This window comes from Streptomyces sp. NPDC004721 (assembly GCF_053601495.1).
Genome location: NZ_JBSGBZ010000001.1, coordinates 105,407 through 118,111, shown reverse-complemented (window position 1 = coordinate 118,111; position 12,705 = coordinate 105,407). Strand labels below are relative to the sequence as shown.

The 12,705-nt window shown below is 68.0% G+C and carries 11 protein-coding genes; 4 read left to right on the top strand and 7 right to left on the bottom strand.

Features of this window, described 5'->3' with window-relative positions; translation table 11 throughout:
* Window positions 1-46: 46 nt before the first annotated feature.
* The 4 genes from ACWEK3_RS00575 to ACWEK3_RS00560 all read right to left on the bottom strand — a co-directional run bounded on the left by ACWEK3_RS00575 (window position 47) and on the right by ACWEK3_RS00560 (window position 3,852).
* Entirely contained in the window at window positions 47-577 is a 531-nt protein-coding gene (locus ACWEK3_RS00575; RefSeq protein WP_390872953.1) for an LppU/SCO3897 family protein, read from the bottom strand.
* Between the two features lie 99 nt (window positions 578-676).
* Window positions 677-1,939 (bottom strand): MFS transporter, encoded by a 1,263-nt coding sequence (locus tag ACWEK3_RS00570; RefSeq protein WP_453248586.1) that lies wholly within the window; start codon window positions 1,937-1,939, stop codon window positions 677-679.
* 102 nt (window positions 1,940-2,041) lie between these two features.
* Entirely contained in the window at window positions 2,042-3,124 is a 1,083-nt protein-coding gene (locus ACWEK3_RS00565; protein WP_388728563.1) for an inositol-3-phosphate synthase, read from the bottom strand.
* Between the two features lie 44 nt (window positions 3,125-3,168).
* Window positions 3,169-3,852: a PadR family transcriptional regulator gene (locus ACWEK3_RS00560; protein ID WP_390828855.1), complete on the bottom strand. Its 684-nt coding sequence runs from the start codon at window positions 3,850-3,852 to the stop codon at window positions 3,169-3,171.
* Window positions 3,853-4,251: 399 nt separating this feature from the next.
* Here ACWEK3_RS00560 and ACWEK3_RS00555 point away from each other — a divergent pair, with 399 nt between their 5' ends.
* Window positions 4,252-6,972: a transglycosylase domain-containing protein gene (locus tag ACWEK3_RS00555; protein ID WP_453248585.1), complete on the top strand. Its 2,721-nt coding sequence runs from the start codon at window positions 4,252-4,254 to the stop codon at window positions 6,970-6,972.
* Between the two features lie 107 nt (window positions 6,973-7,079).
* Entirely contained in the window at window positions 7,080-8,588 is a 1,509-nt protein-coding gene (locus ACWEK3_RS00550) for a glycosyltransferase family 87 protein (protein ID WP_453248584.1), read from the top strand.
* Window positions 8,589-8,679: 91 nt separating this feature from the next.
* Here ACWEK3_RS00550 and ACWEK3_RS00545 read toward each other — a convergent pair whose 3' ends face one another.
* From ACWEK3_RS00545 to ACWEK3_RS00535, 3 genes are all read right to left on the bottom strand, one after another.
* Window positions 8,680-9,711 carry an alanine racemase gene (locus ACWEK3_RS00545; protein ID WP_384427140.1) on the bottom strand — a complete coding sequence of 344 codons (1,032 nt, stop codon included), beginning with the start codon at window positions 9,709-9,711 and terminating at the stop codon, window positions 8,680-8,682.
* 83 nt (window positions 9,712-9,794) lie between these two features.
* On the bottom strand, window positions 9,795-10,916 hold the full coding sequence (femX, locus tag ACWEK3_RS00540) for a peptidoglycan bridge formation glycyltransferase FemX (protein ID WP_365426482.1): 1,122 nt from the start codon (window positions 10,914-10,916) through the stop codon (window positions 9,795-9,797).
* 213 nt (window positions 10,917-11,129) lie between these two features.
* The gene (locus ACWEK3_RS00535; protein ID WP_358738313.1) at window positions 11,130-11,453 is read right to left on the bottom strand and encodes a hypothetical protein; all 324 of its coding nucleotides are present in this window, start codon (window positions 11,451-11,453) and stop codon (window positions 11,130-11,132) included.
* Window positions 11,454-11,736: 283 nt separating this feature from the next.
* On the opposite strand from ACWEK3_RS00535, the gene rpsF reads away from it, so the two are divergent.
* Window positions 11,737-12,027 (top strand): 30S ribosomal protein S6, encoded by a 291-nt coding sequence (gene rpsF, locus ACWEK3_RS00530; protein WP_019324683.1) that lies wholly within the window; start codon window positions 11,737-11,739, stop codon window positions 12,025-12,027.
* A 69-nt stretch (window positions 12,028-12,096) separates the two neighbouring features.
* A complete protein-coding gene (locus ACWEK3_RS00525) occupies window positions 12,097-12,675 on the top strand; it encodes a single-stranded DNA-binding protein (RefSeq protein WP_450540287.1) in 579 nt (192 codons plus the stop codon).
* The last annotated feature ends 30 nt before the right edge of the window (window positions 12,676-12,705 follow it).

Sequence of the window (12,705 nt, the reverse complement as noted above, 5' to 3'; positions counted from 1 at the left end):
ATGTTTCACGTGAAACATCGCCCCTCAGTCATGGGTCATGCGGGTGTTACTGCGTCTCCTTCAGGCACAGCACCACGTCGTGCCCGCCTCCAGACTGGACGTAGGAGATGGTCCACCCCTTGACGCCTTCGCACTTGTCCTCGTCGGAGGAGCCGTCGAACTTCTGGACCACCTTGTACTCGGCCTCACTGGACGAGCAGCCGACCTCCTTGAGGTCGGGGTTGGAGTCGGTTCCCTTGTTGTGCAGGCAGGCGCCCACCGAGGTCGTCTCGGCGTCGTTCTGGCTGAACCACCAGCCGATGCCGAACTTGACGAGGAAGATGGCGACAGCGACGACGATCGCCATCATGATGCCCAGCGCCTTCTTGGCCCCGGACTTCGGCGGAACGGGCGGCGGGACCGGTGCACCCTGTTGCTGGGGGAAGGGGGCGTACGGAGCCTGCGGCGGGTAGGGCTGCTGCGGGGATCCGGGCTGACCGGGCTGCTGCCCCATGGGAGCGGTGGGCGCCTGGGCGTGCGGGTTCTGGCCCTGGGGCGGCGGAGTGGTCACTTGGGGGTCCCCCTGGAACTTGGGCATGATGGCAGGAACATGCCGTCGAAATAAGACGCACGTAAGTTACAGGCCATGACTGACACTGCTGTAGCCCACTGGGACTCTGTGGCATTGATGTGACACTTATTTGCCCGCAAAGCGGGTCATAGTGACCGCAACTGCTCCGTAGATCGCGGCGATCATGACGACGAGCACGGCCGAGCGGCCGTCGGGTGGCAGCATCAGCGCGGCGAACCCCGCGGCGCCGACGAACGCCACGTTGAACAGCACGTCGTACACGGAAAAGATCCGGCCGCGGAAGCCGTCGTCGACCGCGGACTGCACCATCGTGTCCGTGGAGATCTTCGCTCCCTGGGTGGTCAGCCCCAGCACGAACGCCGCGACGAGCAGGGGGCCGGTGGCGAAGGGCAGACCCAGGGCGGGCTCGAGAACCGCGGCGGAGCCGGCGCACACGGCGATCCAGCGGGCCGGTCCGAGCCGGCCCGCCGCCCACGGTGTCATCACGGCCGCCGCGAAGAACCCGGCGCCCGAGAGGGCCAGCGCCAGCCCGAGCAGACGCAGTCCCTCCCGTGTGTTCGAGGTCAGGCCGTAGCGGCACAGCATCAGCACCATGACGGTCAGTGCCCCGTAGCAGAACCGCATCAGCGTCATCGAGGCCAGTGCCCAGGCGGCCTGCCGCCGGGACGGTGCGGCGAGGTGCCGTACAGCCGCCATCAGATCGCGTGCGGTGACGGTCAGTGCCGCGCCCAGCCGGGTCCGCTCCGGTTCCCGGTCGGGCCCGAGCAGATCCGGTGCCATGAGCAGCGAGGTCAGGGCCGCGCACAGGTACAGGGCGGCCCCCAGCAGCACCACGGCCGCGTCGGAGTCCGCTCCCACCAGCCGTACGACGAAGGCGAGACCGCCACCCGCGAACGCGGCCAGGGAGCCGGCGGTCGGCGACAGCGAGTTGGCCATCACCAGCCGCTCGGCGTCGACGACGCGTGGCAGCGCGGCCGACAGGCCGGCGAGGACGAAGCGGTTGACGGCGGTGACGCACAGCGCGGAGACGTAGAACAGCCAGTCCGGCACGGCGGCGACCATCAGCACGGCCGTGGCGGTCGCCATCACGGCACGCGCCAGGTTGCCGTAGAGGAAGACCTGACGGCGGCGCCAGCGGTCCAGCAGGACGCCTGCGAAGGGGCCGACCAGGGAGTACGGCAGGAGCAGGACCGCCATCGCGGAGGCGATCGCGGCGGGCGAGGTCTGCTTCTCCGGGGAGAAGACGACGTAGGTGGCGAGCGCGACCTGGTAGACGCCGTCCGCGCTCTGGGAGAGCACCCGTACGGCGAGCAGGCGTCTGAAGTTCCTCAGGCGCAGCAGGACACGCAGGTCACGGACGACGGCCATGGAGCACAGCCTCACATGTGGGAGGGCCCCCGTCCGTGCACGCACGGCGTACACGGACGGGGGCCCAACAGCCCTGGCAGGAGCGGTTTTGCGAAGCGCTCTCTAGCGCTCGACCTCGCCGCGGATGAACTTCTCCACGTTCTCGCGGGCCTCGTCGTCGAAGTACTGCACCGGCGGGGACTTCATGAAGTACGAGGACGCCGACAGGATCGGACCGCCGATGCCCCGGTCCTTGGCGATCTTCGCGGCGCGCAGGGCGTCGATGATGACACCGGCGGAGTTCGGGGAGTCCCAGACCTCGAGCTTGTACTCCAGGCTCAGCGGGACGTCGCCGAAGGCGCGGCCCTCGAGGCGGACGTAGGCCCACTTGCGGTCGTCGAGCCAGGCCACGTAGTCGGACGGGCCGATGTGGACGTTCTTCTCGCCGAGGTCCCGGTCGGGGATCTGGGAGGTGACGGCCTGCGTCTTGGAGATCTTCTTGGACTCCAGGCGGTCGCGCTCCAGCATGTTCTTGAAGTCCATGTTGCCGCCGACGTTCAGCTGCATGGTGCGGTCCAGGATGACACCGCGGTCCTCGAACAGCTTCGCCATGACGCGGTGCGTGATGGTCGCGCCGACCTGCGACTTGATGTCGTCGCCGACGATCGGGACGCCCGCCTCGGTGAACTTGTCCGCCCACTCCTTGGTGCCGGCGATGAAGACCGGGAGCGCGTTGACGAAGGCGACCTTGGCCTCGATGGCGCACTGGGCGTAGAACTTCGCCGCGTGCTCGGAGCCCACGGGCAGGTAGCAGACCAGGACGTCGATCTGCTTGTCCTTGAGGACCTGGACGACGTCGACCGGGGCCTCGGCGGACTCCTCGATGGTCTCCCGGTAGTACTTGCCGAGACCGTCGAGGGTGTGGCCGCGCTGAACCGTCACACCGGTGCTGGGCACGTCGCAGATCTTGATGGTGTTGTTCTCGGAGGCGCCGATGGCGTCCGCGAGGTCCAGGCCGACCTTCTTCGCGTCGACGTCGAAGGCGGCGACGAACTCGATGTCACGCACGTGGTAGTCGCCGAACTGCACGTGCATGAGGCCCGGGACCTTCGACGCCGGGTCGGCGTCCTTGTAGTACTCGACGCCCTGCACCAGCGACGCGGCGCAGTTGCCCACGCCGACGATGGCTACGCGAACCGAACCCATTCCGGTTGCTCCCTGTGTGTAATCGGTGAAGCCCCGACGGGACCTCACGTGGCGGTGTCGTCGGGCGTATCCGGCCGGGGAGACTCCCCGGACCGGGGCAGGCCGCCCGTCGCTCCAGTGGTGGTGTCCAGCGACGCGGGTCCCCCGGAGGCGGAACCCTTGAGGTCCCGCCCGGCCCGCTCGCTCTCGATGAGCTCGTTCAGCCAGCGCACTTCGCGCTCCACGGACTCCATTCCGTGGCGCTGGAGCTCGAGTGTGTAGTCGTCGAGGCGCTCCCGGGTGCGTGCCAGAGAGGCGCGCATCTTCTCCAGACGCTCCTCCAGCCGGCTGCGGCGGCCCTCCAGCACGCGCATGCGTACGTCGCGCGACGTCTGCCCGAAGAAGGCGAAGCGCGCGGCGAAGTGCTCGTCCTCGTACGTGTCGGGGCCGGTCTGCGAGAGCAGCTCCTCGAAGTGCTCCTTACCTTCGGCCGTCAACCGGTAGACGATTTTGGCGCGGCGCCCTGCGAGCGCGGCGGAGACGGCGTCCTCAGGAGCGTTCCCCGGCTCCTCGATCAACCAGCCGTTGGCGACCAGCGTCTTGAGGCAGGGATAGAGCGTCCCGTAGCTGAACGCACGGAACACACCCAGTGACGTATTAAGTCGTTTGCGCAGCTCGTAGCCGTGCATCGGAGATTCGCGGAGCAGACCGAGAACGGCGAACTCGAGGATGCCGGAACGCCGGCCCATCGTCGCCTCCTCTCTCCCACGAACCGGCGGCGGCGGGTGCCGCTCCGGGTGCCATGGCGATGCTTATCTCGCGCTGATGTATCGACTCGATACATCACGACGATAGATCCCAGCCCCGGATGCGACAAGAGGGGGCAGGGTGAACGGGATCACATCGCAGGTCAGTCGGAGGCAAGTTGCCTGATTTGGGGTGAACTTCGAGGCTCAGCGGGTTTTGCCAGTGCGTAGTCTGTGCGCCATGCACACCGCCGGGAACCAAGTGACGCCTGGGGGACGTCCTCGTCCCCGGTGCGGTACGGGTGAATACGTGACCGACCACATCCGTACTTCGGGGGGACCGGAAACCAGCCGCCGTTTCCAGGCGCGCAAGGGTGCGCCTGCCCGAGGAGTAATCGTTCGATGAGCGAGCACCGTCGCAAACCGCCGCAGCCGCAGGGAGGCGGACGTGCCGCGGCCCGACGCGGCCAGTCCGGCTCGTCCCCCGGCCGCCGCGCGGCACCGCGAGGCGCCAGCGGATCCCCTGCCGATTCCTATGGATCCGGTTCCCAAGGACCGGGTCCGGGGTCGGGTTCGTATGGCGCGGGAGGTGAGGAGCGCCCGTACGAGGGTCGTGCCGCCGCTCGGCGGGCGGCGCAGAGAGGTGGCGGTCGCCGGGGCCGGCCCGCCGGCCCCGGCGGCCCGAACGGGCCCGGGCGCGGACGTGGCCGGGCGGCGCCGCCCGCCAAGAACCGGATCGTCGACTATCCGCGCGCGGGCAAGGATGGATGGCGCCGCTGGACGCCGTCCTGGAAGCTCGTGACGGGGCTGTTCATCGGCTTCGTCGGGAGTCTGGTGGCGGTCGCCGGCATCGGGTACGCCATGGTGGGCGTGCCCGATGTCGCCCAGACCGCGACCGCGCAGAACAACGTCTACCTCTGGTCCGACAACACGCCGATGGTCTCGACGGGTGGTGAGACGAACCGGCAGATCGTCAACCTGTCGCAGATCCCCGAGGCGATGCAGTGGGCGGTCATCTCCCAGGAGAACAAGAGCTTCTACTCCGACAGCGGCATCGACCCCAAGGGCATCGCCCGCGCGTTCTTCAACATGGCCACCGGCGGCCAGACCCAGGGTGGTTCCACCATCACCCAGCAGTACGTGAAGAACGCGAGGCTGGACGACCAGTCGCAGACGATCTCCCGTAAGTTCAAGGAGATCTTCATCTCGATCAAGGTGGGCACCACTGTCAAAAAGCAGGAGATCCTCGAGGGCTACCTGAACTCGGCCTACTACGGCCGGGGTGCCTACGGGATCCAGGCGGCCTCACGCGCCTATTTCAACAAGGAAGCCATCCAGCTGAACCCGGGCGAGTGCGCCTTCCTGTCCGCGATGCTCAAAGGCGCGGCGTACTACGACCCGGCGGGCCAGACCTCCATCGACCCCACCGGAGCCACCGCGGAGAAGAACTCCGCCCGGGCCCTGCAGCAGATGCAGGACACGCTCAACAAGATGGTCGAGGGCAAGCATCTGAGCCCCACCGAGCGGGCCAAGTACACCAAGCTCCCCGACTGGAAGAACCCGCGGTCGAACACCCAGCTGAGCGGTCAGACCGGCTACCTCGTGGACCTGGCCAACAGCTATCTGGTCACCCACAGCGACGAGACCGGCATCACCGCGGACAAGCTGCGGCTGGGCGGATACACGATCAAGACGACCTTCGACAAGAAGAAGGTCACGAAGCTCGAAAACGCGGTCAAGAAGGTCCAGAAGGCCAACATCGACCCCAAGCTGCGCCCGAAGACGGACACGCACGTCCAGTTCGGCGGAGCCTCGGTGGACGCGAAGACGGGTGCCATCGTGGCGATCTACGGCGGTGAGGACGCGACCAGGCACTTCACCAACAACGCCGACGCGACCGGTGCCCAGGTCGGCTCGACCTTCAAGCCGTTCGTGCTGGCCGCGGCCATGCGGGACGGCGTCCGCGACCCCAGCGGGGGCGAGTCGCAGCCACAGGACGAACGCACGCAGGTGTCGCCCAAGAGCCGGTTCAGCGGTAAGAACAAGCTCAAGATCAAGAGGTATGACGGGACCGTCTGGACGAATGAGAAGGACAAGGAGTGGCTGCAGACCAACGACGGTAACGAGTCGCGCGGAAAGCCCCCGAGCTACATGATCGACCTGCGCGAGGCGATGCAGTGGTCGGTGAACTCCGCCTTCGTGCAGCTCGGCATGGACGTCGGTCTCGACAAGGTCAAGCAGGCCGCCCTCGACGCCGGTCTGAAGGAGAACAGCCTGACCGGCACCAGCTTCCCGTCCTTCTCCATCGGCATCTCCGACCCCAGCGCCATCCGCATGGCGGGCGCCTACGCCACCTTCGCCAAGAGTGGTGAGCAGAACGACCCGTTCTCCGTCCTGGAGGTCAAGGACAAGGACGGGAAGATCTACGAGCACGAGGGCAAGCCCACGCAGGCCTTCACGTCGGCGGTCGCCGACAACGTCACGGACATCCTCAAGACCGTGGTCGAGAAGGGTACGGGCAAAAACGCCCAGCTGCCCGGGCGTGAGGTGGCCGGCAAGACCGGTACCACGGACGGAAACAAGTCCGCCTGGTTCGTCGGGTACACCCCGCAGCTGTCCACGGCGATCGGCATGTTCCGGCTGGACGACAACGAGAAGAACAAGTCGCGCAAGTTCGAGAAGATGTACGGCACGGGTGGCCAGGACAAGATCCACGGCGCCTCGTTCCCGTCCGAGATCTGGCACGACTACATGCTGGAGGCGCTCCAGGGTACGCCGGTCGAGAAGTTCCCGAAGCCCGAGCCCATCGGCGAGATCGTCAACCCGGTGCCCAGCCCCACGCCGACGCCCTCGGCCACCCCGACCGAGGAGGCCAGCCCGACGCCGTCTCCCACGCCCAGCGAGGTCGAGCCCAGCCCGACCCCCTCGCCGTCCAAGTCGCGCTGCGGCTTCTTCGGCTGCGACGGCAACGGCAACGGCAACGGCGGTGGTACGGGCGACGGCGGTGTGGACGGAGGCCTCACCCCGACGCCGTCACCGACCGATTCAGGCAGCGGCAACGGAAACGGAGGCGGCAACCGGGGCAACGGCAACGGAGGCTTCTTCGGAGGCCCGACCAACTAGCCGCCTGACCGTCCCACGAGGGCGTTTCACGTGAAACGAGGGCCGCCGCACCTGCCGGGTGCGGCGGCCCTCGGCGCTTCCCGGACGTGTACGGCAGGATGTGCCCCATGCCCAGTGCTGAATCGACGCAAGCGAGCGTGCACGAGCCGAACCCGGTGCGGCCCACCAAGGAGGACGAGGTCGCGGCGGCCGGCAGTGAGCTGATCGGCGGTCCTGTCGGGCGGCGTGCCCTGCTCGGGAAGTCCTGGTGGACCCCCGTACGGGTCGTCGCGCTCGTCGCGATCGGCATGTTCGCCCTCGGCCTGGTCCAGAAGGTGCCCTGCTACCACGGCGCCTGGTTCTTCGGTGCGAGTTCGCAGTACACGAAGGCCTGCTACTCGGACATTCCGCACCTCTACCAGGGGCGTGGCTTCGCCGAGGGCCTCGTGCCCTACTTCGACAAGCTTCCCGGCGACATGCCGTACCTGGAGTACCCCGTACTGACCGGGGTGTTCATGGAGGTGGCCTCCTGGCTGACCCCGCACAGCGGCAGCATCCAGCACCAGGAACAGTGGTACTGGATGGTCAACGCCGGGATGCTGATGGTGTGCGCGGCCGTCATCGCCGTCTGCGTGGCCCGCACACACACCCGGCGGCCGTGGGACGGCCTGCTGGTCGCCCTCGCGCCGGCCTTCGCGTTGACCGCCACCATCAACTGGGACCTGCTGGCGGTCGCCCTCACGGCCGCCGCGATGCTGATGTGGTCCCGCGGGCGCTCGGTCGCCTTCGGTGTCCTGCTGGGCCTCGCCACGGCCGCCAAGCTCTATCCCGTCTTCCTGCTCGGCCCGCTGTTCGTGCTGTGCTGGCGGGCGGGGAAGTGGCGCGACTTCGGCAGGGCCCTGGCGGGCGCCGTCGTCACCTGGCTGGTGGTGAACCTGCCGGTGATGGCCTTCGCCTCGGAGGGCTGGTGGCAGTTCTACAAGTTCAGCCATGACCGGGGCGTCGACTTCGGCTCCTTCTGGCTCATCTGGGCCCAGAACTCGAGCAGTCCGCCGAGCACCGACTTCGTCAACACCACGGCCACGCTGCTGGTGGTGCTGTGCGCCCTCGGTATCGCGATGCTGACGCTGTACGCCCCGCGCCGTCCGCGCTTCGCCCAGCTCGCCTTCCTGATCGTGGCGGCCTTCATCGTCACCAACAAGGTCTACTCGCCGCAGTACGTCCTGTGGCTCGTCCCGCTGGCCGCACTGGCCCGTCCCAAGTGGCGGGACTTCCTGATCTGGCAGGTCTGCGAGGTGGCGTACTTCTTCGGCATCTGGATGTACCTGGCGTACACGACCAGCGGAGACGCCCACAAGGGCCTGCCGACCGACGGTTACCACTGGGCGATCGTCGTGCACCTGCTGGGCACGCTGTACCTGTGCGCGGTCGTCGTGCGCGACATCCTCATGCCGGAGCGGGACGTGGTGCGCCGCGCCGGCGACGACGACCCCTCGGGCGGTGTCCTCGACGGTGCCGAGGACGTCTTCGTCCTCGGCACCCGGGCCCGTCCGCCGCACCGGGAGGCGGACTTCGGCGGGCCGCAGGTGGAGTGGGGCGGACAGGGCACGTCGGCCTCCCAGGGTGGTTCGCTCTGAGCGAACAGGGTTTCAGGAGGTCGTGCGAAAGGCCGTACCCGGCACTGCCGGATACGGCCTTTCGTACGAGAACGGGTGCTCGGGGGACTGCTCAGTGGTCCATGAGCCGGTCGAACTGCGTGGTGGTGTGGCGCAGATGGGCCACCAACTCGTCACCGACCTTGGGCTCTTGTGCGTCCGAGGGAACGAACAGGATCGACACCTGCATGTGCGGCGGCTCCGCGAACCAGCGCTGCTTGCCGCTCCAGACGAACGGGGAGAGGTTGCGGTTCACCGTGGCCAGGCCGGCGCGGGCGACGCCCTTGGCGCGCGGCATGACGCCGTGCAGCGCCTTGGGGGCCTCCAGACCCACCCCGTGCGACGTACCGCCCGCCACGACGACCAGGAAGCCGTCCGAGGCCGCCTTCTGCTGGCGGTAGCCGAAACGGTCGCCCTTGGTGACCCGCGTGACGTCCAGGACCGCGCCGCGGTACTCGGTGGCCTCGTGGTCCCCCAGCCAGAGCCGCGTGCCGATGCGGGCACGGAACTGCGTCTGCGGGAACTGCTGCTGCAACCGGGCGAGTTCCTCCGCCTTGAGGTGGCTGACGAACATCGTGTGCAGCGGCAGGCGGGCCGCGCGCAGCCGGTCCATCCAGCCGATGACCTCCTCCACGGCGTCCGAACCGTCCGTGCGGTCCAGCGGCAGATGGATGGCGAAGCCCTCCAGCCGGACGTTCTCGATGGCGGCGTGCAGTTGCGGCAGGTCCTGCTCGCTGATGCCGTGCCGCTTCATCGAGGACATCACCTCGATGACGACACGGGCCCCGACGAGGCCGTACACCCCGTCGATCGACGACACCGAGCGGATCACACGGTCGGGCAGCGGCACCGGTTCCTCGCCCCGGCGGTAGGGCGTCAGCACCAGCAGGTCACCGCTGAAGAAGTCCTTGATGCGGGCGGCCTCGTACGTCGTGCCGACGGCGAGGATGTCGGAGCCCAGCCGGGTGGCCTCCTCCGCCAGCCGCTCGTGCCCGAATCCGTAGCCGTTGCCCTTGCAGACCGGGACCAGCCCGGGGAACTGCTCCTGCACGTGCTTGTGGTGCGCCCGCCAGCGCGCGGTGTCGACGTAGAGCGTGAGCGCCATGGCCGGACCTGGAACCTTTCTCGGGGGTGCGGTGTATCAGAAGTATGGAAGGTGTCGACGGGGTCGAAGCGAAGAGCGTCAGGTCAGCGGCGCGACATGTAGATGTCGAGCGCCTTGTGGAGCAGCTTGTTCAGCGGGAAGTCCCACTCCCCGAGGTACTCGGCGGCCTGGCCGCCGGTGCCGACCTTGAACTGGATCAGGCCGAAGAGGTGGTCGGTCTCGTCCAGCGAGTCGGAGATGCCGCGCAGGTCGTAGACGGTGGCGCCGAGCGCGTAGGCGTCGCGCAGCATCCGCCACTGCATCGCGTTCGAGGGCCGGACCTCACGGCCGATGTTGTCGGAGGCGCCGTAGGAGTACCAGACGTGCCCGCCGACGATCAGCATCGTCGCCGCTGCCAGGTTCACGCCGTTGTGCCGGGCGAAGTACAGCCGCATGCGGTTGGGGTCCTCGGTGTTGAGGGCCGTCCACATGCGCTGGAAGTACGACAGCGGGCGGGGCCGGAAGTGGTCGCGCACCGCGGTGATCTCGTACAGCCGCTGCCATTCCTCGAGGTCCTGGTAGCCGCCCTGGACAACCTCGACCCCGGCCTTCTCCGCCTTCTTGATGTTGCGGCGCCACAGCTGGTTGAAGTTCTTGTGCACCTCTTCCAGGGACCGGTTGGCGAGCGGTACCTGAAAGATGTAGCGGGGCTGCACGTCGCCGAACCCGGCGCCGCCGTCCTCGCCCTGCTGCCAGCCCATACGGCGCAGTTTGTCGGCGACCTCGAAGGCGCGGGGCTCGATGAAGTCGGCCTCCAGGTCGCGCAGGCGCTTGACGTCCGAGTCCTGGATGCCCTTCTTGATGGTCTCGGCGTTCCAGCGGCGGATGATCACCGGCGGGCCCATCTTCACCGAGAAGGCGCCCTGCTGCTTCAGATGCGCCAGCATCGGCTGGATCCAGTCGTCGAGATTCGGCGCGAACCAGTTGATGACCGGGCCCTCAGGCAGGTAGGCGAGATACCGCTTGATCTTGGGCAGTTGGCGGTACAGGACGAGGCCCGCGCCGACCAGTTCGCCGGTGCGGTCGTCGAACCAGCCCAGGTTCTCCGAGCGCCACTCCGCCTTGACCTCTGACCAGGCCGGGACCTGCATGTGACTCGCCGCGGGCAGGTTCTGGATGTAGGCCAGATGCTGCTCTCGACTGATGGTCCTCAGGGTCAGGCTCATTCGGGGCGCTCCTCGGGCTGGCGTGTCCCCATGGGTACAGGGGCTCCGGCTCTCGCGCCGAAGCCTACTGCGCCCTGGGAGCGCGCAGACTGGCCGCACGCGACCTTCGCCCCGGCCTGTTCACCGCCGTGGCGTCGGGCGTGCGGTCATACGGGCGGCGTCCGCGGTGTCCGGCGGACGCCGTCCATAAGGAGCGGCCGGGCGTGCCCGGCGTCAGCTGAACAGGCCGCCGAAGAGGCCGCCGTGCGCCAGGCCGAGATAGAAACCGACCGCGGAGGCGCCGAGGCCGAGGACCAGCCCGAAGCGCTCGCGCGTCGTCACGGAGATCCACTGTCCGTACGCGCCGGTGAGGATCCCCACCAGACCGGCCCAGGAGCTCAGCAGGTGCAGGCTGTGGAAGAGGAGCCCGGTGATGAACGCCAGCACGCCCAGCACCAGGGTCACCACGAGCAGGGTGTCCTGGACCGGGTGGGACTTGCCGTCGGTGGCGAAGAGGCCACCACCCGCGGCGGTGTTCGGTCGCATCGTCTGTGCCATGGGCACCTCCAGCGAAAAGCGGCGCATCCTAGCGCCGTGCACACCCGAGGTGTCCAGGTTGACGGGTCCGGAGCCCCGATTTCAACCGGAAGCGGGTGTGCGGGTAGTCTGTACGTTCTGCACGGTGTCTGCCCGGGCTGAGCTACGGCCAACCTGGAGAGTCCGTCAGTCGGCCCTCGTTGTCAGTGGCGGCTGATGTACTGCAAGCACTGTTGCGTACGCATCACAACCCTCCTGCCACGGAACGACCGTGGCCGTTGAGTCCAGAGGAGGTGGGTTCCACATGCGTCACTACGAGGTGATGGTCATCCTCGACCCCGATCTCGAGGAGCGTTCTGTCTCCCCGCTGATCGAGAACTTCCTTTCTGTCGTCCGTGACGGCGGCGGAAAGGTCGAGAAGGTCGACACCTGGGGCCGTCGTCGTCTCTCGTACGAGATCAAGAAGAAGCCCGAGGGCATCTACTCGGTCATCGACCTGCAGGCCGAGCCTGCGGTCGTCAAGGAGCTCGACCGCCAGATGAACCTGAACGAGTCGGTCCTCCGGACCAAGGTCCTCCGCCCCGAGACCCACTGAGCCCTTCGCTCAGCTGATCTCGGGATCGAGTAGCAAGCAGCCAGAGCAAACCCGCCGAGAGGTTCCCCCATGGCAGGCGAGACCGTCATCACGGTCGTCGGCAATCTTGTCGACGACCCCGAGCTGCGCTTCACCCCGTCCGGTGCGGCGGTCGCGAAGTTCCGCGTCGCGTCCACTCCCCGCACCTTCGACCGCCAGACAAACGAGTGGAAGGACGGCGAGAGCCTCTTCCTCACCTGCTCGGTCTGGCGTCAGGCGGCGGAGAACGTCGCCGAGTCGCTCCAGCGAGGCATGCGCGTCATCGTGCAGGGCCGGCTGAAGCAGCGGTCCTACGAGGACCGTGAGGGCGTCAAGCGCACGGTCTACGAGCTGGACGTCGACGAAGTCGGTGCCAGCCTGCGCAACGCCACGGCCAAGGTCACCAAGACCTCGGGCCGCGGTGGTCAGGGTGGTTACGGCGGCGGCGGTGGCGGCGGCCAGGGTGGCGGCGGCTGGGGCGGTGGCCCCGGTGGCGGCCAGCAGGGCGGCGGTGCTCCCGCCGACGACCCGTGGGCGACCGGCGCTCCCGCCGGTGGCAACCAGGGTGGCGGCGGCTGGGGCGGTGGCTCCGGCGGCGGTGGCGGCTACTCGGACGAGCCCCCCTTCTAGGCGGGCCGTACCCACACTTCTTGATCACAC